The 22,887-nt window shown below is 72.7% G+C and carries 23 protein-coding genes; 11 read left to right on the top strand and 12 right to left on the bottom strand.

Annotation, left to right across the window (positions count from 1 at the left end):
* Positions 1 to 94: 94 nt before the first annotated feature.
* The 3 genes from RY076_RS02390 to RY076_RS02380 all read left to right on the top strand — a co-directional run bounded on the left by RY076_RS02390 (position 95) and on the right by RY076_RS02380 (position 1,752).
* Entirely contained in the window at positions 95 to 583 is a 489-nt protein-coding gene (locus RY076_RS02390) for a sigma-70 family RNA polymerase sigma factor (RefSeq protein WP_323095831.1), read from the top strand.
* Positions 580 to 1,260 carry a zf-HC2 domain-containing protein gene (locus RY076_RS02385; protein ID WP_323095830.1) on the top strand — a complete coding sequence of 227 codons (681 nt, stop codon included), beginning with the start codon at positions 580 to 582 and terminating at the stop codon, positions 1,258 to 1,260. Before RY076_RS02390 ends, RY076_RS02385 begins: the two co-directional genes overlap by 4 nt.
* 243 nt (positions 1,261 to 1,503) lie before the next feature.
* A complete protein-coding gene (locus tag RY076_RS02380; protein ID WP_323095828.1) occupies positions 1,504 to 1,752 on the top strand; it encodes a DUF2630 family protein in 249 nt (82 codons plus the stop codon).
* A 33-nt stretch (positions 1,753 to 1,785) separates the two neighbouring features.
* Here the strand turns inward: RY076_RS02380 and RY076_RS02375 are convergent, their stop codons facing one another.
* The 7 genes from RY076_RS02375 to RY076_RS02345 form a co-directional block, all read right to left on the bottom strand.
* Complete coding sequence (locus tag RY076_RS02375; RefSeq protein WP_323095827.1) at positions 1,786 to 3,657, bottom strand: glycoside hydrolase family 3 protein; 1,872 nt, start codon at positions 3,655 to 3,657, stop codon at positions 1,786 to 1,788.
* Between the two features lie 149 nt (positions 3,658 to 3,806).
* Positions 3,807 to 5,459 (bottom strand): glucoamylase family protein, encoded by a 1,653-nt coding sequence (locus RY076_RS02370; RefSeq protein ID WP_323095826.1) that lies wholly within the window; start codon positions 5,457 to 5,459, stop codon positions 3,807 to 3,809.
* Between the two features lie 34 nt (positions 5,460 to 5,493).
* Positions 5,494 to 6,396 carry a carbohydrate ABC transporter permease gene (locus tag RY076_RS02365; RefSeq protein WP_323095825.1) on the bottom strand — a complete coding sequence of 301 codons (903 nt, stop codon included), beginning with the start codon at positions 6,394 to 6,396 and terminating at the stop codon, positions 5,494 to 5,496.
* A gap of 1 nt (position 6,397) precedes the next feature.
* Entirely contained in the window at positions 6,398 to 7,312 is a 915-nt protein-coding gene (locus tag RY076_RS02360) for a carbohydrate ABC transporter permease (protein ID WP_323095823.1), read from the bottom strand.
* A 4-nt stretch (positions 7,313 to 7,316) separates the two neighbouring features.
* On the bottom strand, positions 7,317 to 8,603 hold the full coding sequence (locus RY076_RS02355) for a sugar ABC transporter substrate-binding protein (protein WP_323095822.1): 1,287 nt from the start codon (positions 8,601 to 8,603) through the stop codon (positions 7,317 to 7,319).
* Positions 8,604 to 8,758: 155 nt separating this feature from the next.
* Positions 8,759 to 9,889 carry a LacI family DNA-binding transcriptional regulator gene (locus RY076_RS02350; RefSeq protein ID WP_323095821.1) on the bottom strand — a complete coding sequence of 377 codons (1,131 nt, stop codon included), beginning with the start codon at positions 9,887 to 9,889 and terminating at the stop codon, positions 8,759 to 8,761.
* A 288-nt stretch (positions 9,890 to 10,177) separates the two neighbouring features.
* On the bottom strand, positions 10,178 to 10,552 hold the full coding sequence (locus RY076_RS02345; RefSeq protein WP_323095820.1) for a VOC family protein: 375 nt from the start codon (positions 10,550 to 10,552) through the stop codon (positions 10,178 to 10,180).
* Between the two features lie 87 nt (positions 10,553 to 10,639).
* On the opposite strand from RY076_RS02345, the gene RY076_RS02340 reads away from it, so the two are divergent.
* Complete coding sequence (locus tag RY076_RS02340) at positions 10,640 to 11,596, top strand: sigma-70 family RNA polymerase sigma factor (protein ID WP_323095819.1); 957 nt, start codon at positions 10,640 to 10,642, stop codon at positions 11,594 to 11,596.
* A 3-nt stretch (positions 11,597 to 11,599) separates the two neighbouring features.
* Here the strand turns inward: RY076_RS02340 and RY076_RS02335 are convergent, their stop codons facing one another.
* Entirely contained in the window at positions 11,600 to 12,178 is a 579-nt protein-coding gene (locus RY076_RS02335) for a VOC family protein (RefSeq protein WP_323095818.1), read from the bottom strand.
* A 147-nt stretch (positions 12,179 to 12,325) separates the two neighbouring features.
* Here RY076_RS02335 and RY076_RS02330 point away from each other — a divergent pair, with 147 nt between their 5' ends.
* The gene (locus tag RY076_RS02330) at positions 12,326 to 13,105 is read left to right on the top strand and encodes an SDR family oxidoreductase (protein WP_323095817.1); all 780 of its coding nucleotides are present in this window, start codon (positions 12,326 to 12,328) and stop codon (positions 13,103 to 13,105) included.
* Between the two features lie 65 nt (positions 13,106 to 13,170).
* Positions 13,171 to 13,761 (top strand): DinB family protein, encoded by a 591-nt coding sequence (locus RY076_RS02325; protein WP_323095816.1) that lies wholly within the window; start codon positions 13,171 to 13,173, stop codon positions 13,759 to 13,761.
* A gap of 18 nt (positions 13,762 to 13,779) precedes the next feature.
* Here RY076_RS02325 and RY076_RS02320 read toward each other — a convergent pair whose 3' ends face one another.
* Positions 13,780 to 14,238, bottom strand: coding sequence for an NERD domain-containing protein (locus tag RY076_RS02320; RefSeq protein ID WP_323095815.1), 459 nt, complete (start codon positions 14,236 to 14,238; stop codon positions 13,780 to 13,782).
* A 581-nt stretch (positions 14,239 to 14,819) separates the two neighbouring features.
* On the opposite strand from RY076_RS02320, the gene RY076_RS02315 reads away from it, so the two are divergent.
* The 3 genes from RY076_RS02315 to RY076_RS02305 are packed head-to-tail and all read left to right on the top strand — an operon-like array spanning position 14,820 to position 17,759.
* Positions 14,820 to 15,818 (top strand): patatin-like phospholipase family protein, encoded by a 999-nt coding sequence (locus tag RY076_RS02315; RefSeq protein WP_323095814.1) that lies wholly within the window; start codon positions 14,820 to 14,822, stop codon positions 15,816 to 15,818.
* 41 nt (positions 15,819 to 15,859) lie between these two features.
* Positions 15,860 to 16,906: a Y-family DNA polymerase gene (locus RY076_RS02310; RefSeq protein WP_323095813.1), complete on the top strand. Its 1,047-nt coding sequence runs from the start codon at positions 15,860 to 15,862 to the stop codon at positions 16,904 to 16,906.
* Positions 16,907 to 16,940: 34 nt separating this feature from the next.
* Positions 16,941 to 17,759, top strand: coding sequence for an arylamine N-acetyltransferase family protein (locus tag RY076_RS02305; RefSeq protein ID WP_323095812.1), 819 nt, complete (start codon positions 16,941 to 16,943; stop codon positions 17,757 to 17,759).
* A 15-nt stretch (positions 17,760 to 17,774) separates the two neighbouring features.
* Here the strand turns inward: RY076_RS02305 and RY076_RS02300 are convergent, their stop codons facing one another.
* Both RY076_RS02300 and RY076_RS02295 read right to left on the bottom strand, forming a co-directional pair.
* Positions 17,775 to 18,200, bottom strand: coding sequence for a VOC family protein (locus tag RY076_RS02300; RefSeq protein WP_323095811.1), 426 nt, complete (start codon positions 18,198 to 18,200; stop codon positions 17,775 to 17,777).
* Positions 18,201 to 18,264: 64 nt separating this feature from the next.
* Positions 18,265 to 19,680: an esterase/lipase family protein gene (locus RY076_RS02295; RefSeq protein WP_323095809.1), complete on the bottom strand. Its 1,416-nt coding sequence runs from the start codon at positions 19,678 to 19,680 to the stop codon at positions 18,265 to 18,267.
* A 166-nt stretch (positions 19,681 to 19,846) separates the two neighbouring features.
* Here RY076_RS02295 and RY076_RS02290 point away from each other — a divergent pair, with 166 nt between their 5' ends.
* Complete coding sequence (locus RY076_RS02290; protein WP_323095808.1) at positions 19,847 to 20,479, top strand: hemerythrin domain-containing protein; 633 nt, start codon at positions 19,847 to 19,849, stop codon at positions 20,477 to 20,479.
* Positions 20,480 to 20,481: 2 nt separating this feature from the next.
* On the opposite strand, the gene RY076_RS02285 is transcribed toward RY076_RS02290, so the two are convergent.
* Entirely contained in the window at positions 20,482 to 21,288 is an 807-nt protein-coding gene (locus RY076_RS02285) for an inositol monophosphatase family protein (protein WP_323095807.1), read from the bottom strand.
* Positions 21,289 to 21,507: 219 nt separating this feature from the next.
* On the opposite strand from RY076_RS02285, the gene RY076_RS02280 reads away from it, so the two are divergent.
* A complete protein-coding gene (locus RY076_RS02280; protein WP_323095806.1) occupies positions 21,508 to 22,803 on the top strand; it encodes a hypothetical protein in 1,296 nt (431 codons plus the stop codon).
* Positions 22,804 to 22,887 lie beyond the last annotated feature (84 nt).

Raw genomic sequence — 22,887 nt, 5'->3', positions numbered from 1 at the left:
GACGGTTCGGGGTGTGGCGGCGGGTGAACCGCAGGCCGGGCGGCGACGTCCTCGCCTACGAGAGCACGCGCGAACGCAAGGAGGTGAGGGTCGCATGCCGCTCGACGACGACGCCGTCGCGGAGATCTACCGCGAGCACGGCCCGATGCTCCGGCGCGTCGTGTGGCGGGCGACGAACGACGCCAACCGCGTCGACGACATCGTCCAGGAGGTCATCCTCCGCGTCTGGCGACAGGCGCCGGAGGCCGAGAACCTGCGCGCCTACCTCATCACGACGGCCCGGCACCTCATCGTCGACCAGCACCGCGCCGCCACCCGCCGCCCCCAGCAGGCGCAGCTCGTCGAGGTCGCCGCGGACGACGCCGCCCTCGACCGGGCGCTCGACCAGGTGCTCGTCGAGGAGGCGCTCGGCCGGCTCCAACCGGCCCACCGCGACATCGTCCGCTGCCTCTACTACGAACGACTCTCGGTGGCCGAGACCGCCGTCCGCGCCGGGGTGCCGGAGGGCACCGTCAAGTCGCGGGCCTACTACGCCGTGCGCAACCTGCGCGTGATCCTCGACGAGATGGGAGTGACCCGATGAACGCCGGCCCGGACGACGTGCACGTGCTCCTCGGTGCGTACGTGCTCGGTGGCCTGGCCGACGACGACCACCGGGCCTTCACCGAGCACCTGCGTGCGTGCCGCGACTGCCAGGCCGAGCTCGGCCAGGTGTCGGGGCTGCCGCGGCTGCTCGACCTCGCCGGGCCCGACGGCGGCCCGCACCTCACCGACACCACCGACGCTCCCCCCGCGTCGCTGCCACCGACCGACGACGGACGCGTCACCGACCTCCTCGCCGAGGTGGCCCGGCGTCGCCGGCGGCGTCGCACGTGGCTCTCGGCCGTCGCCGCGGCCGCCGCCGTCGTGCTCTTCGCGGGCGGCGTGCTGCTCGGGCCGCGCCTGTTCGCCTCGACGCCGCCGACGACGCACTACACGGTCGCGGCCGCACCGGGGTCGGCCGTCAAGGTCGACGTCGCCCTCGTGACCCGCGGGTGGGGCACGCAGGTCGACATCGACTGCGAGGACATGCCGAAGACCGGCGCGCTGGCCCTCTACGTCATCGACGGCAGCGGCAGGGCGACGACCGCGGCCTCCTGGCGCGCGACGGCGTCCGGCTACTCGAAGGTCACCGGCGCGACGGCGCTGAGCCCCGAACAGATCCGCGCCATCGAGGTGCGCACCGACACGGGCAAGGTCGTCGCCTCGGCCCGCACCTGAGCAACAGCCCGGCTCGAGGGCGCGCTCGAGGGCCCGGTTCGCGGGTGCGCAGCCTGCGATGCCGGGCCCGGGTGGCGGTTCACGTACCGCAACGGGCCAACCGCCGAAGTCGAGAGCGCGTCAGGTCGGGTTTCGGGCCGTTCGACCCACTCGGCCCCCTCGGGTCCGGTTCGCGACCATTCACACCGATCAGTGCCCCGGCGCGAGCCGCAGATACATCGACACCGCGTGCGAGACTGAGCCATGGCTGACGACGTCTCCATCCAGAGCCGCATCAAGTCGCTCATCGACGAGGAGCACGCGCTGCGCGACTCGCTCGGCAAGGGTGACATCACGCCCGAGGACGAGCACGCGCGCCTCGGCCGCCTCGAGGTCGAGCTCGACCAGTGCTGGGACCTCCTGCGCCAGCGCCGCGCCCGGCGCGAGGCCGGACAGGACCCCGAGGGCGCGCAGGTGCGCTCGGAGCGCACCGTCGAGGGCTACACCGGCTGACCCGGGACGCCCAGGCTCGGACCCTGGCGCGCCTCAGGCGCCGAGGCCGTGACCGAAGGTGAAGAGCGGGTCGTCGTAGCCCGGCACGTCCTCGCCGTGCCGGCGCACCTGCTCCATCGAGCGTGGCAGGTCGAAGGGCAGCCGGCCCTGCGGCGACTCGACGCCGGTCAGCGCGTCGACGAGCGCGTCGTCGCTCGTGCCGTAGCTGCCGACGACCGTCGTCGCGATCGGCAGCAACGGCGTCAGCACCGCCGGGCGGTCGAGCACGACGTCGACCACGAGCGGGCACGCCGCGGCGACCCGTCCGAGGCGGTGCACCAGACCGGGCGGGAAGTCGAGCGAGCCTTGGTGGAACCACGACTCGAGGAAGAGGTCCGAGCGCGGGTCGAACGGCGCGGTGACGCGCACGACGGCGACGTCGGCGTCCTCGGGCCGGTCGACGACGGTGCCGAGGCGTGCCGCCGCCTCCGGGGAGACGTTCTCGACGTAGACGTTGAGGCCGTCACGCAGCGGCAGCGTCGCGTCGGCGCACGTGACGCTCGACCCTGCCGCACGTGCCCCCGCGGGGGCACCGTTCTGCAAGAGCGTGACCGAGCGGGCCTGGACGGCGCGGCCGAGGTCGCGGAAGTCCTGGCGGCCGACGGTGGAGGCGGCCGCGTCCTCGTCGACGTACGGGTCGTCGAACAGGCCGAGGCGGAACTTCACGGCGAGGATCCGGCGGGCGGACGCGTCGATGCGCTCTTCGGTGACGCGGCCCTCCTTGACGAGGTCGATGAGGACCTCGACGCACTCCTCGCCGCCGAACTGGTCGGCTCCGGCCTCGAGGATCAGCTCCATCCGGCCGTGGGGGTCGAGGTGCTCGACGCCCCAGGCGCGGGCTGGCAGCACCTGGTCGCCGACGTGGTTGTCGTTGACGAGCTCCCAGTCGGTGACGACGACGCCGTCGTAGCCGAGCTTCTCGCGCAGCAGCCCGGTGACGACCTGCTTGTTGTAGCCGAAGCCGATCGGCTCGATCTTCTCGCCGTCGATCTCGAGCTCGATCGGCATGCCGTAGTAGGGCATGATCCCGGCCGTGCCGGCCTCGATGATCGGCGGGAAGGGCTTGAGGTGGTCGGCGAACCGCCCACCGGGATAGACCTGCTCGCGGCCGTAGGGGAAGTGCGCGTCCTCGCCGTCCTTCTGCGGGCCGCCTCCCGGGAAGTGCTTGCTCGTGCAGGCGACGCTCGCCGATCCGAGCGAATCCCCTTGGAAACCCTTGAGGTAGGCGACGCCGAGCTCGGTGACGAGGTCGGGGTCCTGGCCGAACGTGCCGGCCTGACGGGCCCACCGCGGCTCGGTGGCGAGGTCGAGCGTCGGGTGCAGCGCGGCGCGGATGCCGACGGCCACGTACTCCTGGCGGGCGACGTCGGCGAAGGTGCGCACGAGGTCGGCGTCACGCAGGGCCGCGAGACCGAGCGGCTCCGGCCACTGCGAGAACGCGCCGGCCGAGAAGGACACCCCGACGTTCTCGATGAACGCGTGGCGGGGGTCGGTCGAGATCGTCACCGGGATGCCGTGCGGGGTCTGCTCCGCGAGGGCCTGCAGGGCGTTGCTCCAGCGCGCGGCCATGCGCGGGTCGTCGAGGGCGTGGACGTTGAAGTGGCTCAGGTGCTTGGTCAGCACGACCTCGGACGTCGGCGACTTGCTGATGTTGCCGGGCGTCTCGAGCACGGAACCGTCGGTCCCGGCCTCGATGACGGTCTGGAACATCAGGCCGACCTTCTCCTCGAGCGAGAGACGACCGAGGAGGTCCTCGACGCGCTCGCCGACCGGCAGCCGCGGGTCCTCGTAGGGGTCCATCCGGCCGTTGCCGTTGAGGTCACGGTAGGTGACCCCGTCGTCGGTCGTGCTCGTCTCGGGTCGCACGGGTGAAGCCTTTCATGCGGTGGTGAGGGCTCCGTGGCCGCCCGCGGAGAGGGGGCAAGGCGGGCGGGCGGCCACGGAGGGGGCGTCGGGGCCGGTGGGCTGCTCCCGACGCGTCAGGGGGTGTTTCGGTGGGTGGGTTGTCCTGCGGCTCAGGCGATCCCGGCGCCGAACTCCTCGACGCCGATGACCGGGCGGAGGCGCTTCTCGACGGCCGGCGTCGAGAAGCCGCGTCGGATGACGCCGTTGCCGAGCACGTTGCCGGCGACGCCCATGACCATCGCCTGGTCGAGCGAGAGGTAGCGGCGCGCCACGGTGCCCGACCGCACGGCGACGGCGTCGAAGAACCCGCCTCGGCCGTAGGAGTCGAAGTCGGCCCGCAGGTTCGCCAGGCTGGTGAACGCCTCGTCCGGCTCGTGCATCATCGCGAGGAAGCCGGCGTGCGGCGTGACGACCCCGTCGCCGTACGTCGGGTTCGGGTTGGTCGCCGCGCGGCACGTGCCGAAGCCCGGGTCGTAGCTCGTCCGCTCCTTGTCGGAGAAGTAGCCGTCGGGGTTGAGGCCGAGGGCGTCGACGCCGTACTCGCGGTAACCGGCGAACGGGTCGCTCGACGGGCTGAAGCCCCAGTAGCCGTAGCCGGCGTCGTCGAGGCCGTGCTCGCGCTGGGCGCGCACGTGCAGCGGGTGGTTGCGGCCCCAGCTGTTCGGCGCCCAGTCCGCCTCCGGCACGAAGACGTCGGGCATGAGCTCCTCGAACATGCTGCCGCCCCAGCCGGGCACGACGTGCATGCCCCGGTAGGTGTAGGCGCCCTCGTAGACGTCGATGCCGTAGTAGGTGCGGTTCTCACCCACCGGCTGCATCTCGTGCCAGCTCCAGTCGCAGGTGGCCGGGAACGTGCGCCACATCGCGAAGTACTGCTTGGGCGGGATCTGGCCGGTGATGATGCCGAGGTAGCTCGTGATGCGCGTCTCCGACACGGTCGTGTCGTAGTGGTGCGTCGTGAGCCAGACGGGGTCGCCGCCGATGTGGGTGCCCTGGTACGTGCCGCCGGGGCGGCCGTCCTCGTACGGGTAGAAGCCGCCGTGGATCAGGCCGCCGGGGCGCACCTGGTGGGCCGGGTCGCTGTTGTCGTTGTAGAAGGAGTCCCAGCGCATCCGGTCGAAGATGCGCTTGGCCCAGGGGCGCGCGGCGGCGTCGGACTGCTGGACCACGAGGAGCGCGGCGCCGAGCCAGCCGTTGTCGACGCTCGAGCAGAAGGGGACGACCTTGTCGCCTGAGCCGGGCCACGAGTGAAGGGTCTTGGCGGTCGCCTCGTCGTACCAGTTGAAGTACATGCCGCTCGGCGTGTGGTGCTCCATCCGCTCGACCGTCTTGAGCGTGCGGATGAGCCGGGCCGATGCCTCGCCGCGGCCGATGATGCCGAGCTCGCGCGCGGCGATCGTCGACCACAGGTAGCCGCCGATGTTCGTCGGGGACGTGTAGCCCGAACGGTCTGTGGCCGCGAGGCTCTCCGGGATGTTGTCGGCGGGCAGGCCCGTCGTCGGGTCGGTCATCGCGACGAGGCTGCGCCACGTGTCGGCGGCCCAGGTGCGCACGAGCGCGGCGTCGAGCCGCCGCGTCTGGGCGTTGAGCCCGCCCCGCAGGAAGGCCGGGGCCGAGCCGCTGCGCGTCGCGGCACCTGCGGACGCGGCGGGCGCGAGGGCGAAGGCCGCGAGGGAGGCGGCCCCGCCGACGAGGAGGCTGCGCCGGGAGGGGGTGAGGGAAGGTGCGGAGGAGGAGGTGGGGGTGGTGGGACGGTCGGACATGGGGGCGTTCTCCGTTCCTGGCATGCGTGAGTGCTTACTTGAGGCCCGTCGTGGCGATGCCCTCGATGAAGCGCTTCTGGAAGACGAGGAACACGACGAGGATCGGGACGATGACGACGGTGGCGCCGGCGAGCAGCACGCCGTAGTTGGTGCTGTTCTGGCCCGTCGAGTAGAGGGCCAGCGCCACGGGAAGGGTGTACTTGTCCTCCTTCTGGGCCACCACGAGCGGCCAGAGGAAGTTGTTCCAGCTGCCGAGGAACGTCAGGATGCCGAGCGTCGCGAGGGCGGGGCCGCACAGCGGCATGATGATCCGCCAGAAGATCCGCAGCTCACCTGCGCCGTCGACGCGTCCGGCGTCGAGCAGGTCCCGGGGCAGCCCGAGGATGAACTGGCGCATGAGGAACACCCCGAACGGGCTGACGAGGAACGGCAGGATCAGCCCCGGCAGCGAGTTGACGAGGCCCGCGTTGGCGACGAGGACGAACAGCGGCACGAACGTCACGACGCCCGGGATCATGAGCGTCGCCATGACGGCGATGAACAGCGGCCGCTTGCCCCGGAAGTCGAGCATGGCGAAGGCGTACCCGAGCATCGAGCAGAAGACGAGGTTGCCCGCCGTGACGACGGCCGCGACGACGATGGAGTTGAAGAAGTACTGGCCGAAGTTCAGCTTGCTGAACAGCATCGTGTAGTTGTCGAGCGAGGCGCTCTGCGGCCACCACGTCGGCGGCACCTGGCGCAGCTCGCCCTCGCCCTTGAACGAGCCGAGGACCATCCACACGAACGGGGCGACGACGACCACGAGCGCCACGGCGAGCAGCACGTAGAGCCACCACTTCCCACCCCGGCTCGAGCCGACCATGCCCGAGCGCGGCGCGCGCGAGGGCGGCGCGGGGGCCACCTCCTGCGTCGGTCGGGGGGCGGTGTCGACGGCCATGTCAGGTCCTCTCTCGCAGCAGCCGGAACTGGATGGCCGTGACGATCGCGATGACGACGAAGATGAGGTAGCTCATCGCCGACGCGACGCCGTAGTTGCCGAACCCGAACTGCTGGTAGGTGTAGTAGGACAGCGAGATCGTGCTGTTGAGCGGGCCGCCCTTGGTCATGACGTACGGCTCCTCGAAGAACTGCAGGTAGCCGATGGCCGTCGTCACCATGACGAAGAGCAGCGTCGGGCGCAGCAGGGGCAGGGTCACGTGCCGGAACCGCTTCCACGCGCCGGCGCCGTCGATGGCCGCCGCCTCGTGCAGCTCGGCGGGCACGGCCTGCAGGCCGGCGAGGAAGATGATCATGGCCGTGCCGAAGTTGCGCCACGAGGCCATGAGGATGAGTGACGGCATCGACCAGTTGGGGTCACCGAGCCAGTTCGGCCCCTCGATCCCGACCCAGCCGAGCGCGGTGTTGATGAGGCCGCCCGGGTCCTGCAGGAGGAAGCGCCAGACGACGGCCACCGCGACGATCGAGGTGATGACCGGCATGTAGAACCCCAGCCGGAACACGGCCCGGAACCGGGTGATGCCCTTGTCGAGTGCCACGGCGGCGGCGAGGGCCACGACGAGCGTCAGGGGCATCCCGACGAGGACGAAGTAGGCCGTGTTGGAGGCGGCCTGCCGGAAGATCGGGTCCGAGAGCGCCTTGGCGTAGTTGTCGAACCCGATGACGTCGACGGCGAAGGGGGTGCGCAGGTCGCGGGCCTTGGTGTCGGTGAAGCTCATGAAGAGCGACTGGATCACCGGCCACGCCGTGAAGGCGAGGAACAGGACGCAGAACGGGAGCGCGAGGATCCACGCGGCCCGCCCCTCCCGCCGGGCCGCCTTCGCGGTCCGGCGGGAGGCTGCGGTCTGGACGCTCATGGGATCAGGCGCCCGTGCCGATGGACTCGGCCTGCTGCTGGGCGGTCTTGAGCCCGGCAGCCGGGTCCTCGCCGGTCTTGGTGATCTTCTCCATCTCGGTGTCGAGACCCTTGACGGCCTGCTCCCACGTCGGGAACGACGGCGGGGCCTTGGCGGTCTCGAGCTGCTTTCCGAAGACGGCGAGCTTCTGGTCGGCGGCGAGGGCCGGGTCCTGCCAGGCGCTCTTGACCGAGGGCAGGTCGGTGGAGATCGAGTACCACTTGGCCTGGACCTTCGGGTCGGTCAGCCACTGGACGAACTTCCACGAGGTGTCACGGTTCTTCGTGTTCTTGAAGACGACGAAGTTCGAGCCGCCGACGAACGAGGACGAGCCCGCCGAGCCGGCCGGGATCGGGGCCACGTTGTACTTGTCCTTGAAGCCGGCGCCGCCGACCTTCTCGACCGCGGACATCATCCACGGGCCGGAGATGAACATCGGCACCTTGCCGCTCGCGAAGTCGGGCTCGGTCGTCGGCGTGGCCGGGGCCGCCTTGTCGGAGATGCCGTCGGTGAAGAACGACTGGTAGTACTGCGTCGCCTTGAGCAGCTGCGGGCTGTCGAAGTTGTAGGCCTTGCCGCCGTCCTTGGTCAGGTCGGCGCCCTCGCCCCAGGCGAAGGGCATGACGGTCTGCCACGAGCCCTCACCGCCGGCCTGCAGGCCGATGCCCCACTTGGCGCCGGCCTTGGTCTGCATGGCCTTGGCCATGTCGTGCAGGCCCTTCCAGTCGGCCGGGACGGTGTCGTAGCCGGCCTTCTTGGCCAGGTCGGTGCGGTAGAAGACGACGCGCGTCTCGACGTACCACGGGATGCCGAAGGAGGTGCCGTTGACCTCGGTCGTCTTCTGGGCGCCGTCGAAGAACGCGGACTTGTCGATCGAGCTCGGCGTCGGGTCGAGGGCGTTCATGCCGGCGAACTCGCCCATCCACGTCGTGCCGACCATGGCGACGTCGGGCGTCTGGCCGGCCGTGATGGAGGCGGTGAACTTGTCGTGCGCGGCGTCCCACGGGATGGCGGTGACCTGCACCTTGACGCCCGGGTTGGCGGCCTCGAAGTCCTTCGTCAGCTGCGGGAGGTTGTCACCCTCGGCGCCCATGGCCCACACGGTGATGGTGCCGCTCGCCTTGCCGGTGCTGACGGCGGCTCCGGTCTGTCCGGCGGCGGGGCCACCGTTGTCCGAGCCTCGGCCGCAGGCGGTCACGGTCAGGGCCGCGGCGGTCATGCACGCGACGGTGATGGCGGTGGTGCGTCTCATCGGGTGTTCTCTCTTTCTCGGGGACGTGCAGCGTGGGTTGCCGGGGGGCGCGGTCGCACGTGGTGGAGGGGCGGGTCGGGATCAGGTGTCGTGGAGGGTCGGACGTCGGGGATCTGGGGTGGGAGGGGCCGGTCGGCCCGTCGGGGACGGGCGGCTCAGCGCGTCGGGACGGGACCGGTGGGACCGGAGGCGGATATGGGGCGCGGGCTCGCGCAGCCGCACGAGCCGCGGATGACCACCCGGGTCGGGAGCAGCCGGCGCTCGGACGGCGGCTCTCCCCCCTGGACCCTCTGGTGGAGACGTTCGGCCGCGAGCTCGCCGAGCTCGCGGACCGGTTGGCGCACGGTGGTCATACCCGGGCGCACGTACCTGGCCGTCATGACGTCGTCCCAGCCGACGACGGCGACGTCGCCGGGGACGTCGCGGCCGGCGTCCTGCAGGCGCGTCATGATCGACAGCGCGAGCTCGTCGTTGGCGCAGACGAGGGCGTCGGCGTCGAGCTCACCGGACAGGAGACGGTCGGCGACGAGCTCGCCGTCGGCCTCGCGGAAGGGCACGCGGACCGGCTCGGCCGGCTCGAGCCCGAGGGCGTGGTGGGCCGCGACGAAGCCGGCGTGGCGCTCGGCGATGTCGGGGGCGCCGGCGGGGTCGCCGACGAAGAGGAGGCGACGCCGACCGTGCCCGAGCACGTGGGTGGTCAGCTCGGCCGCGCTGTGGGCGTTCTCGGCCGTGACGCTCTCGATGCCGTCCTGGGGCTCGCCGGCGATGATGACGACGGGCTTCTTGCCGTGCAGGGCACGCGCCACCGCGGGCGGCATCGCGGCCGAGCCGAGCACGGCCAGGGCATCGACGCGGGTGGCGAGGCGGCGGACGGCGCGGGCGGCGTCGGCCTTGCCCTCGGTGAGCAGCAGGGTGACGCTCTGGCCGAGCTCGGCGGCGCGGGTCTCGAAGCCGAGGAGCAGCTCGGCGTAGTAGGGGCCGGTGAGCTCGGGGAGCACGAGGCCGTACGCCTCGTGGTGGCGGACGGCGAGGCTGCGGGCGGCGCCGAGGGGCACGTAGTTGAGCGCGTCGACGGCGTCGAGGACCTTGCGGCGGGTCGTGTCGGAGACGACGTCGGCGCCCTGCAGGACGCGGGAGACGGTGGCGATGGAGACGCCGGCGCGCTCGGCGACCGAGTAGATCGTCGCCCCGGCGCCAGGGACGGACGCGGGCGCCAACCCGGCGGCGGACGCGTCGGTGGAGGCCTGGGTGGCGCGGCGGGCACGTCGGGCCTGCTCGGCTGCCATGGGAGGCCACCTCCGTCTCGTCGTCGAGTCCTGGTCGGTGATGCGATGCGTTGTAAGCGCTTACATCGCCAACCATCCTGCACACATCCCCGACATCGCGCAAGACCCGCTCCGACGGGCAGGGCCGCGACGGGCCTGCCGAGCCGGGCATGGACACCCCCGGCCGGCCAGCCACCGGATCACGAGTTCGACTGTCCCTCAACGCTTCTGGCGCGGACAATGCAAAGGCCCGGTGGCGTCGGAGGTCCGACACCACCGGGCCCGGCCGGCTCGAAGACGGGTGACCGCTCAGGCCGGCGCGGCGTCCTGGAGGATGCCGACGTGGCCACCGTCCGGCAGCGCGAGGACGGCCGTGCGTCGCCCGCCACCCACCTCCGACGGCTCCTGCACGACCGTCGCACCCGCCGCCACGAGGGCGTCGCGGGAGGCCGCGATGTCCGCGACGGTCCAGTACGGCAGCGGGCCGGCCAGCCCCTTGCGGTGGCCGTTCGGGTCGAGGGCCACGTCGACACCCGCCACCTTCCAGCCGACGTAGTAGGGCTGGTCGGTGTGCGGGTCGCCGAGGACGGTGGTGAAGGCGGCCTTCGCGGCGTCGAGGTCGGTGACGGCGTAGACGATGGTCGTCATGGCGGGCAGGCTCGTCGTGCTGGTCGCGTCGGTCATCTCGGGGTGCTCCTTGTCGGTGTCACATCGGGCCCGGCTGGCCCGTCAGACCCATGACGGAACAGAGACGAAGGATGTGACACGGCGATGGACACGAACCCCGGACCGACGCCCGACTGGCTGGCCGGACGCTTCGAGGAGCACCGCGGGCACCTGCGCGCCGTGGCCTACCGGGTGCTCGGCTCGCCGGTCGAGGCAGACGACGCCGTGCAGGAGGCCTGGCTGCGCCTGAGCCGCACCGACACGAGCGACGTCGCCAACCTCGGCGGCTGGCTCACGACCGTCGTCGCGCGGATCAGCCTCGACATGCTGCGCTCCCGGTCGGCCCGGCGCGAGCACCTGTGGGACGCCGCCGACGCCGAGGCGCTGGGTGGCGCGTTCGGTGACGCGCCGGCCGCACCCGTGGGCGGGACGCGTCCGCCCGACCCCGCGGCGGAGGCCGAGCTCGCCGACTCGGTGGGCCTCGCCCTCCTCGTCGTGCTCGACACCCTGGCGCCCGCCGAGCGGCTCGCCTTCGTGCTCCACGACCTCTTCGGCCTGCCGTTCGAGGAGATCGCCGACGTCGTCGACCGCTCCCCCGCGGCGACGCGCCAGCTCGCGAGCCGGGCCCGGCGTCGCGTCCGCGCCTCCGACGTCGACCTCGACGCCGAGCGCGTCGACGACCTCCCCGGGGCCGCAGCCCCGGCGTCGAGGACGCGTCAGCGCGACGTCGTCGAGGCGTTCCTCGCGGCCTCGCGCGGCGGCGACTTCGCGCGCCTGCTCGAGCTGCTCGACCCCGGCGTCGTCGTCCGGTCCGACGCGGCCGCCGCCCTCATGGGCTCCCCGGCCGAGGTGCGTGGCCCCGAGGCCGTCGCCGCGATGTTCGACGGGCGCGCCCGCGGCGCCCGGCTCGCGACGCTCGACGGACGCGTCGGCGCGGTGTGGATGCTGCACGGTGTGCCGAAGGTCGTCTTCGCCTTCACCGTCGAGGGCGGGCGCGTCGTCGGCATCGACCTGCTCGCCGACGAGGCCCGCCTCGACGCGCTCGCGATCGACTACCTGTGAGGCTCAGCCCTGCTGCTGGGCGTGCTCGGCCTGCTTCTGGGCCTCGGCGGCCCACTCGGCGACGCGTCGGGCACTCTCCTGCTCGGAGAGGTCCTCGACCCGGGTCATGACGCTCCAGCGCACCCCGAACGGGTCGCGGAGGCTCGCGTACCGGTCGCCGGAGACGAAGTCGGTGGCCGGCTCGCGCAGCGTCGCGCCCGCAGCGAGCGCCCGCTCGACGACGGCGTCGACGTCGGGGCAGTAGAGGCCGAGGGAGTAGCAGTCGTCCTCGCCCTCGGGCGGCGCGACGAGGTGGTAGTCGGGCACGGGCTCGCCGAGCTGGAGGTGGCCGTTGCCGAGGTCGAGCTCGGCGTGGACGACCGTGCCGCCCATCTCGGTGACGTCGACGACGCGGGCGCCGAAGACGCCCTCGTAGAAGCGGATCGCCTCGGCGGCGCGCGGCACGGCGATGAAGGGCGTGAGGCTCGTCGACCCGTGCGGGACGCCGTTCGTCGTGTGAGCTCCGGTGGCCGCCCGGGTGTCTGTGCCGGTGCCGGTGCTGCTCGGGCTGGGGGTCGCGGCGTCGCGCGCGGTGTCGGTCATGACCTCGACGCTAGGGCCCGGATGCTCTGTGCGGCTTGAACATTCGCGACACGTCCTCACCCAGCCCGCCCGACAAACCGGTTGTGCCCTGGTGCGGCGTCTGGTTGCGTGGCCGGCGTCGTCGTCCCGCGAGCCAAGGAGCCCACCATGACCCGGCCACCCGGAACCGTCCTCGTCACCGGAGTCGGGAGGCGGCGCTCCATCGGCACCGGGATCGCCCTCGGGCTGGCAGCCGACGGCCACGACCTCGTCCTGCACCACTGGCGTCCGTACGACGACCGCCTCGGCTACGAGCAGGGCGCCGACGACCCGGTGGACATCGCGCAGGAGTGCCGCGACCTCGGCGTCCGCGTCGAGCTGGTCTCGTCCGACCTCGCGGACCCCGACGTGCCCGAAGCCCTGGTGGCACAGGCGGTCTCGGCGTTCGGTGGGCCGCTGCGCGGCGTCGTCATGTCGCACTGCGAGTCGGTCGACAGCTCGGTCACGTCGACGACCCTCGAGTCGTGGGAGCGGCACTTCGCCGTCAACACCCGCGCCGCCTGGCTGCTGCTGCGCGCCGTCGCCGACCGGCTGCCCGAGCAGGCCGACCCCGACGAGCCCGTCACCAGCGTCGTGGCCCTGACGAGCGACCACACGGCGAACAACCTGCCGTACGGCGCGAGCAAGGGTGCCCTCGACCGCGTCGTCATCGCGGCGGCCGTCGAGCTCGGGCGCCGCGGGCTGCGCGCCAACGTGCTCAACCCCGGCCCGATCGACACCGGCTGGATGACCGAGGAGATCCGCGGCCTCGGCACCGCGAACACGCCGGCCGGGCGCCTCGGGCGACCGTCCGACACGGCTGACCTCGTGCGCTTCCTCCTGTCGCCGCAGGGTGGCTGGGTCACGGGGCAGCTGCTCCACAGCAACGGCGGCTTCAACGCCGGCTGAGCCCGGAGCAAGGGCAGGGACGTTGCGGCCGTGGATCGTCCGCAACCAGCCCTAGCCTCCTTCCCATGACCGACGCGCCTGCTGCCACCGACCTCCCGCCCGCAGACCTCTCCCTCTACCTCCCGCCGCCGGCACACCCACCGGTCGCCGGCACCGAGGTCGAGATGCTCCTCGGCGAGCTCGAACGGGTTCGCGGCTACGTGCGCTGGAAGTGCAGCGGGGTCGACGCCGAGGGGATGCGCAAGCAGCTCGGCCCGTCCGCCCTCACGCTCGGCGGCCTGCTCAAGCACCTGGCGCTCGTCGAGGACCACTGGTTCGGCGTCCGGCTGCACGGCCGGCCCGCGAGCGAGCCGTGGGCATCGGTCGACTTCGACGCCGACCCGGAGTGGGAGTTCCGCACCGCGGCGGACGACTCCCCCGACGAGCTGCTCGCGCTGTGGGAGACCTCGTGCGACCGGTCGCGGCGGTGGCTCGCCGAGGCCCTGGCCGACGGCGGCCTCGACCACCCGGCGGCCGTCACGGGGCGCGGCGGTCAAGCGCCCGACGCGCGTCGGATCGTCGTCGACATGGTCGAGGAGTACGCGCGGCACGTCGGACACATCGACCTGCTCCGCGAGAACGTCGACGGGCTGACCGGCGAGGACCCCGGCCAGTAGGCCGGCGCCCGACCCGCCTCAGGCCGGCGGCAACGCCGTCGCGAGCCGCCGGTGCAGGTCGGCGATCGTGTCGGCGTCGAGCGGACCCGGCTTACCGAGCACCGACACCAGACGCCGGGACCACGTCACCGCGACGCCGTCGATGACGAACGACCCGCCGATGAGCGGCCAGTCGGCGTCGACGAAGCACAGCGCCGCAGTGACGTCGACGTCGACGTCGGGGCCGACGTCGGGGCCGAGGACAGTTCGCACGACGTCGGCCTGGCCGAGGACCGCAGTGACGAGCCGGGTGCAGTCACGCGTCCCGACGAGCAGACGGTCGACGCGCGGGCGCAGGAAGCCGCCCTCGACGACGTGCCTCGGCCGGCCCTTGTAGCGCTTGGCGTCGATGACGACGACTCCTGACGCGCAGACCACGACGTGGTCGATGTTGGCGCGCGAGCGCGGGACCCGGCGGTCGTGCAGGACGCGGAACATCGGACCCGCCGCGGCGTCGAGCGCCTTGCCGACGTGCTCCTCGCCCGCAGCCCCGGTCTCCCATGCGCGCGTGCTCTGCGGGTCGCCGAAGAGCGCGAGCAGCAGGCCCCCGATGCGCGGCGCCCGGGCCCGGACGCGCTCCTCGCGCGCGTGTGGCGACGGTCGAACTCGCGCCGGGCGGACGCCCCGGCCGCCCCGTCGACGAGCGGCAGCTCGCGCAGCGGGTCGACCGCACCAGCGTGGGTGGCGGCCCGGCAGCCGATGCAGCGCACCGTGCGGGTGATCCGCGAGTACACGGCGGCGGCACCCCGCTCCAGGGCCCTGCCACAGAGCACGCAGGTCCCGGCGTAGCGCAGCCGCATCCGCCTCTCCCCGTCGCCGAGCGACGCCTCCCCCGTCACCCGACGGAGGCTATGTCCCCCGCCGGTCGTCCGTGCGCGGTTCGCGGGATCCCGGCGTCGGCACGCGTCGGGTGCCCGGCGGCGTCGGGTCAACGGGCGTCGGGTGACCTGGCATCGGTGTGACGAAGCGCTCGCCCGGGGCCGCACGGGTGCGGCGGGGCGCGTCGTATCGTCGGACGGGTGGCAGACGGGACGCGTGCAGCAGTCGTGCTCGGGTCGGGCGGAGCCCGCGGCTACGCCCACATCGGGGCGCTCGAGGTGCTCGCCGAGCGAGGCATCGAGGTCGTCGCGATCGCCGGCACGTCGATGGGCGCGCTCGTCGGCGGCCTCGCCGCAGCAGGCCGACTCGAGGAGTACACCGACTGGGCGCGCAGCCTGACCCAGCGCGAGGTGTGGCGCCTGCTCGACCTCAACCTCACGGCGTCCGGCGGCGCCATCCGGGCCGAGCGCATCATCGCCCGCGTCGGCGAGATCCTCGACGGCGCGACGATCGAGAGCCTGCCGATCCCGTTCACCGCCGTGGCCACCGACATCAACGCCCGGCGCGAGGTGTGGTTCCAGCGCGGACCCGTCGAGCACGCGATCCGGGCCTCGATCGCGATCCCCGGCGTCATCACGCCGGCCGTCATCAACGGGCGGGTCCTCGTCGACGGCGGCCTCATCAACCCGATCCCCATCGAGCCGACGGCCGCCGCGCCCGCCGACGTCACCATCGCGGTGTCGCTGTCGGGCATGCGGTCCTCGACCGGCACCGCGACGCCGGTCAAGGAGTCCTCGGAGCCGCGCCCGCGCGAGGAGTGGACGAGCCGCCTGCGTCGCAGCGCCGCCGAGGTGCTCGACTCCGAACGGGTGCGGGCCATCACGAGCCGGTTCTCCCACCCCCGTGACGTCGACGCCGACGCGATCATCCCCGCCGAGGCGGCCGAGCTCGTGCCGCAGACGCCGACAGAGGCCCTCGTCACGGGGCGCGCCGACATCGGCACCGTCGACCTGCTCAACATGAGCTTCGACACGATGAGCGCCCTCATCTCCCGCTACCGGATGGCGAGCAACCCGCCCGACGTCCTCGTCACCGTCCCGTCCAACGCGGTGCGCACGCTCGACTTCCACCGAGCCGCGGAGATGATCGAGCTGGGCCGGCAGCTGACCACCGAGGCCCTCGACCAGGCCGGCTACTGACAGCACCGACCTCTGTCGGCGTGCGGGTGTTGAGTGGGGACGTGGTCCTCCTGCACGCCGACGCCGACGCGTTCCTCGCCTCGGTCGAGCAGCGCGACGACCCGCGTCTGCGCGGGCGTGCGATGGTCGTGGCCCACGAGGTCGTCGCCTGCCCCTCCTACGAGGCGCGCGCCCTCGGCATCCACGCCGGGATGTCGACGCGGATGGTGGCCCGCCGCTGGCCCGAGGTGCTCGTCGTCGGCTACCGCGACGAGGTGTACGAGGAGGCGTCGCGGGCGCTCTTCGAGGTGTTCCACCGCTACACGCCGCTCGTCGAGCCCGGCTCGATCGAGGAGGCGTTCCTCGACGTCACCGACCGCGACCGCGGCGACCCGGCCGGGATGGCGGCCGCCCTGCGGCGCACGGCCCGCGCCGAGGTCGGCCTGCCGGTGAGCGTCGGGGTCGGGCGCACCAAGCTCATGGCCAAGCTGGCGAGCCGGCGCGCCAAGCCCGACGGCCTCGTCGTCGTCGACGCCGACACGGAGGCGCGGGTGCGGCCCCGGCTGCACCTCGACGACCTCTGGGGTGTGGGCCCGACGACGTACGAGAAGCTCCACGCCGCAGGCCTGTTCGTCGTGTCCGACCTGTACGGCTGGGACGAGGAGCGCCTCAAGGGCGTCGTCTCCACGGCGATGGCCCGGCGGCTCGTCGCAATCGCCGCCGGCACCGACGACGCCATGATCCGCCTTCCCGGCCCGCGCCGGTCGGTCAGTGCCACACGGTCGCTCGCCGCCACCCGCACCCGCTCCAAGGTCGTCGCAGTCCTCGACGAGCAGGTCTCGCGGGCGGTCCAGCGGATCGCCGGTCTCGACGGTCCGCCCCGGCTGCCCGCTCGCATCGAGGTCATCGTGCGATACGACGACGGCGTCCAGGCGCTCGAGCGCGGGCTGCTGCCGGCGCCGACGCTCGACCCCGGCACGCTGCGCGCGGTCGCCCACGACCTGCTCGACCGCACCGGGTTCGAGTGGGACGGCCGCGGCGTCACGATGGTCGGGGTGACCCTGCCGCTGCCCACCGCACCCACCATCGCGTCCACGCCCACCGCTTGACCTCAGGTGCACTGGAGATCGCACGATGGCGTCCATGGACCCGAGCACCGACGCGAGAACCGAGTTCCTGAGCGCCGCCGATGCCGCCGCGTACGCCCGGCACATCGGGGCGACCCTGCCGGCGGCCCCGACGCTCGGGGCGCTGTCGGGCCTGCAGCGGGCCCACCTGCTCGCCGTGCCGTTCGAGAACCTCGACATCGAGCTCGGCCGGCCGATCCGCCTCGACCTCGACGCGTTCGTCGACAAGGTCGTCCGGCACCGGCGCGGCGGCTACTGCTACGAGCTCAACGGGCTCTTCGCGGCGCTGCTACGCACCGTCGGCTACCGCGTCGACCTCGTGTCGGCGCCGGTGGCGATGAGCGGTGGGGGTTTCACACCGGAGTTCGACCACCTCGCGCTCGTCGTCGACAGCGAGGCGATGGACGAGCGGGTGCTCGCCGACGTCGGCTTCGGCGCAGGGTTCATCGAGCCGCTGCCGCTGCGCGATGGGTTCGTGCGCCGCGAGCGCGGCACCGACGTCGGGCTCGCCCGCGACACCGACGGCACGTGGACCTATCGCGAGCGCCCGGCTGGCTCGCGGACCGGGGAGTGGGCGCCGCGGTACACCTTCACGACCCGGCCGCACCCGCTCGCGGACTTCGCGCCGCGCAACGAGTGGCAGCAGACCTCCCCCGAGAGCCACTTCACCAGGCAGCGACTCGCCTCACGGCTCACCGCGACCGGGCGCGTCACCCTGAGCGGAGACCGCCTCATCACGACGACGCACGGCAGCCGCGACGAGCGCACGGTCGACGCGTCAGAGCGACCCTCCGTGCTCGCGGAGCACTTCGGGATCACCCTGCCCGACGCCTGACGCGGCGGGTCCGCTTCAGCCCCAGGCGTCCTCGGCGGGGCGGCACAGGCAGAACGGGTGCCCGGCCGGGTCGGCGTACACGCGGAAGCCGCGCTCGGGCGAGGGCTGCGGCGGCTCGACGGGATCGAGAGCGGTGCCACCGAGGGCGAGCACGCGCTCGTGCGCGGCCGCGATGTCGACGACGACGAAGTCGAGGTGCGCCTGCTGCTCGCCGCGCGGCCAGTCGGGTGAGGTGTGGCCGGGGGCGACCTGCGTGGCGATGCGCGGGCCGTCCCAGAGGACGTTGAACCAGTCGCCGTCGGGGTCGGCCTCGACCCGGCCGCCGAGCAGGTCGGCGTAGAACTGCGCCACGCCGGCCGCATCGGCACAGTCGAGGGCGACGCAGTCCCAGCCGATCCGCTGGTCGGCGGGCAGGGACGACGAGGAGGTGGTGTCGGTCATCGCCCCACCCCAGCACCCGGCACCGACACGCGCCAGCGGTTTCCGCGTCGCACCCGGCGACGCGTCAGGTGTCGGTCGGCCAGACGAGCGTCGTCGAGGTCACCGGCCGCACCGTCGCGGCCGGGCCCGAGCCCCCGATCGTCACGGTGTGCGTGCCGGGCGGCAGGTCGGCGAACCGCGCCGACCCGTGCCCGTCCCGAGTCGTCTTCTCGGTCGTGGCGAGCACCGTGCCCTTCTCGCTGCTGACCGTGACGACGACGGGCTGGTCGGGCGAGCCGGCCTGGGGGTCGTCGGCCTCGAGGTCGAAGGCGACGCGCAGCTGGTGGCCCTCGGTGACGAGGTCGGGCACGACGGCCCGGACGCTGACGGTGGCGAGGTCGCGCCGGCGCACGGGCTTGGCGGTCAGGATCTCCTGCACCTGGTCGAGGACGAACGGGTTGCACTGGAGGTTGGTGTGCTGGTCGGGCACGCGGACCGCGAGGTTGGTGTCGAGGCTCTCCCCGAGCCCGACCGCCCCGGTCAGGGTGACGGTGCCGTCGCCGTAGTCGTCGTCGGTGCCGAAGGTCTGCGACGTGATGGCCCGGCCGTCCTGGAAGGTCACGGTGGTCTGCGTCGGCTGGCGCACCCCGAGCACCATGTGCGTCGTGTCGCGGCTGCCCGGTCGGGCCGCCTCGGCCGCCTGCAGGTCGGTGTGGAAGACCATGGCGTCGGCGACCATCGCCGTGTCGACGTTCGGCACCTGCACCTCGGTCGTCTTGGCCCAGCCCCCGCCAGCAGACGCCCCACCGGCGCCGCCGATGCACGCGTACTCCGGCAGCAGCTGGTGCAGCGACGGCATGCTCCGCGCGAACGCCGTCAGGTCGACCGACAACGGACCGATGCCCTTCTTGACGCCGTTGACGAGCTGCTCGAGGGCGTCGGTGGCCCCGCGCCACGGCGTCCCGAGCGTCACGAGCTTGCGGGTCACCTCGGCGCCGCCGCACTTCTCGATGTACCAGCGCGCGACGAGCCCTCCCATCGAGTGGCAGACGAAGACCGCCTTCGCGTCGGCCCACTCGCCGCCGCGGGCGCGCAGCCGCTCGAGCGCGGGCTCGACGAGGGTGCCGAGCCGCTGGCCGTTGTACCGGTTGGACAGGCGCCAGTCGTACGCGAAGGCGATGAGGTTCGGCGGCTGGGCGCCGTTGTCGCGGCGGTAGCCGAGCTTCTCGAGGGCGTCGACGAGCACGTCGTAGCCGCGGATCGGCGTCCAGATGCCGGGGATGACGTGGACGTCCGGCATGAGCGCCACCGCCTCGACGCCGTCGCCGGGGTGGGCGTCGCCGATGCCGGCCGGCAGCGCGTGCTTCAGCACCGAGTCGCCGCCGGTGAACATCTTCCACACCGCCCCGGCGCTCGGCGCCCAGATGAGGTTGGCGCTCGCCGGCGACCCGTCGGCGCCGCGCACCCCGAGGGTGCTGCCCGTGATTCCCGGGAGAACCACGACGAGATCGTTGCTCGTCATCCGACCCACCGCCTCGCTGCCTCTGGCTGCTGCTCGCTGCTGCTGGTGACCCTTCCGACCAACGGTGGCACCGATGCCCTCCGGTGATACGCGAAACGGGTATGAACGCGACAGTCGCCGCACCCGAGCCCGCGAAGGAGCATCCGTGGACATCACCGAGGTCATCGCCCACCAGCACGAGGAGCAGCGGCGGATGTTCGCGATGCTCGAGGAGTGGCCGCGCGACGACCACGAGGGCCTGGCCGCCGTGTGGAAGCGGCTCGAGGTCCTGCTCGAGGTGCACGCCGAGGCCGAGGAGCGCTTCTTCTACCCCGAGCTGCTCCGGCTCGGCACGGGCGGCGCCGACGCCGAGTCGGTCGACGAGGAGGTCGAGGACGCCGTCCACGACCACAACGAGATCCGCAAGGCGGTGCGCAAGGTCGGCCGGTGCCGCACCGGGTCCGACGCGTGGTGGACCGCCGTCGTCGACGCCAACGTGCACAACAGCGACCACATGGGCGAGGAGGAGCGCCAGGACCTCGCCGACTTCCGCCAGCGCGCGAGCCTCGAGCTGCGCCACGAGATCGCCGTGCAGTTCCTGCGCTACGAGGCGCAGCGGTGGGCCGACGGGATCACCCCGAAGGACAAGGACCCCGAGCGCTACGTCGACACGAAGAAGCCGGCGCGCGCCACGGCGACCGAGAAGAAGGCGGCCCGGGCAGCGACTCGGGCTGCGAAGACCGGCCCGGCTCGGAAGGCCGCCTCGAAGAAGGCGTCGAAGGAGGCGTCCGAGGGCTGAGCTCAGCCCTCGGTGGCGGCGAGCGCCGCGACGACGCGGTCATAGACGCCCGGGGCGCCGGCCGCGACGAGCCCGGGGGGCGCGGTGTCGCGCGGCGAGTACGCCTCGCCGTCGGCACGCCCGAGGAGGCCGCCGGCCTCGGCGAGCAGGAGCGAGCCCGGCACGTGGTCCCACGGCGCGCCGCGGCCGTAGAGCACGTAGTCGGCGGCGCCCTCGACGAGCTTCGGGTAGTCGATGCCGCACGACACCCACGTCAGCTCGAGCGGCGGGAGGCCCTCGAGGCTGCGCCCGATCCAGGCCCGGCGCGAGGTGCGGCCGCGCAGCCCGTCGTGGCTCTCGGTACCCGACGCGTCGGGCACCGTCAGGCGCGTCGTGCCGTCGGCGTCGTGGCGCCACGCGCCTGCGCCGCGCTCGGCGACGTAGCCGACGAGGTGCTGCGGCTGCCAGATCCAGGCCCGGACCGCCTGCCCGTCGACGGTCTCGCTGACCATGACGGCGTGGTCGGGCGAGCCGTGCACGAAGTTCTTCGTGCCGTCTACCGGGTCGAGGGTGAACGCGTGCGGCGCCGCGGTGTACCGCTCCATGAGCGACGCGTCGGCGGCGAAGGTCTCCTCACCGAGCACGACGGCGTCGGGGAACGCGGCGACGAGCGCCCGGGTGATGAGCACCTCGGCCTCGCGGTCGGCGTCGGTGACGAGGTCGCCGGGACGCTTCTCGTGGACCTCTCCCTCGGCCAGCGCCCGGAAGCGGGGGTTGACGACCTCGTCGGCGACGTCGCGCAGGAGCGTCAGGATCTCGTCGGTGTCCACAGCCAGCAACCTAGCCCGTCCCCCGACCCGGCCGCTGGAGGCCTGCTGGACATCCGCTGGACGCCCCATGCCGAGACGATGTGAGAATACTGTGAGTTTCATGAATGCGACTGTGCCGCAGTGAAATCCAGCCTATCCGGATCCCCCGTTGCCGGTGTCGCGAGGGTTACATTCCGGCCTATCGGGGATCTTCCGAACGAACTCAGGGATGGAGCACGCATGAGACTGCGTTCCACAGCATCGGCCTTGGTCGCCGCCGCGTCACTCGTGGTGGCGGCCGGAGCGGCGACGGCGGGCACACCGACCACGTCCGAGCCGCAGGTCATCAGCGACGACGCCCTCAAGGCCGAGTCGGTGACGATGGGGGGTGCCACGGTCCTGCCGACCACGCGCACGGTCCCCCACTGGCACGGGTCCACGACCGACCCGGCCGACGGGAAGACGTACGGCTACAACATGGTCGGCGCCGACCCGCACTCGTGCGCCGCGGCGGCGTGCGACGTGACGGTCCAGGTGGACATCACGCCGATCAAGGTCATCATCGCCGGCCGCACCTTCGACGGGTCGGACGTGCTTCCCGCGACGATCGCCTCCCCGCAGTTCGCCACCGGCGACTACGGCACGACGACGGCCGCGACGAACTCGTCGTTCTCCCGCGGCCCGGGCGGTGCCCTCTCGCAGGAGGACGCCGGCGTGCCGCTGCAGCTGCAGGACGCCACGATGCGCGCCCAGTTCGCCAAGACGGGCACCAGCCCGTACCACCTGCGCCTGCACCCGAACGTGCTGGCGCCCGTGACGATCACGGTGCCGAGCAACCAGGGCGGCCTGCTCCAGAGCGGGCGCGGCGTCGTGTTCGCCAGCGTCGACATCGGCTGGTGGTCCGCACAGATCAACAACCTCGAGACGAGCGCCGACCCGACGCACCTGCCGCTCTACCTCACCGACGACGTCATGCTCCACGACGGCAAGTCCCTCACCGACTGCTGCGTCATCGGCTACCACGGCACCAAGGCCGCCGGGGACCGCAAGGGCGGCGGCCAGACCCAGGGCAACGCCCCGGTCCAGACGTTCGCCTGGGCCTCGTACGTCGACCCGGGCCTCTACGCGCGGGCGAACGGCGGCGCCGACTGGGCGCTGCAGGACATCCACGCCATCAGCCACGAGATCGCCGAGTGGGCCGACGACCCGTTCGTCGACAACGGCGTCGAGCCGTGGCTGACGCCGACGGCGCCGCAGTACGGCTGCACCTCGGTGCTCGAGACCGGTGACCCGGTCGTCGGGATCGGCTTCGCCCAGGGCACGAACACCTTCCGTCAGGGCCCCAACCCGAACGGCAGCCAGAGCGCCGACGGGGCCTACCACCCCGAGGACGAGGCGCTCTTCCCGTGGTTCCTGCGCCTGCCGCCGAACGCGACCGGCTCCGAGCCGACGCAGAGCGGGACGGGTGGTCGCTACACCCTGATGGGCGACCTCAACCCGTTCCCGGGCTTCCGCCAGCCGGCCACCGGCTGCTGACGCTCCCGGCTCGCCCAGCGAGCCCGTGAGCCCACCTGACGCCCACCCCCGCCTTTGCGCGGGGGTGGGCGTCGGCGCGTCCGG

The sequence above is a fragment of the Intrasporangium zincisolvens genome (assembly GCF_034724055.1).
Classification (GTDB): Bacteria; Actinomycetota; Actinomycetes; order Actinomycetales; family Dermatophilaceae; genus Monashia; species Monashia zincisolvens.
Note: the sequence above shows the minus strand (reverse complement) of the source record. Positions and strands in the feature narration are given on the sequence as shown.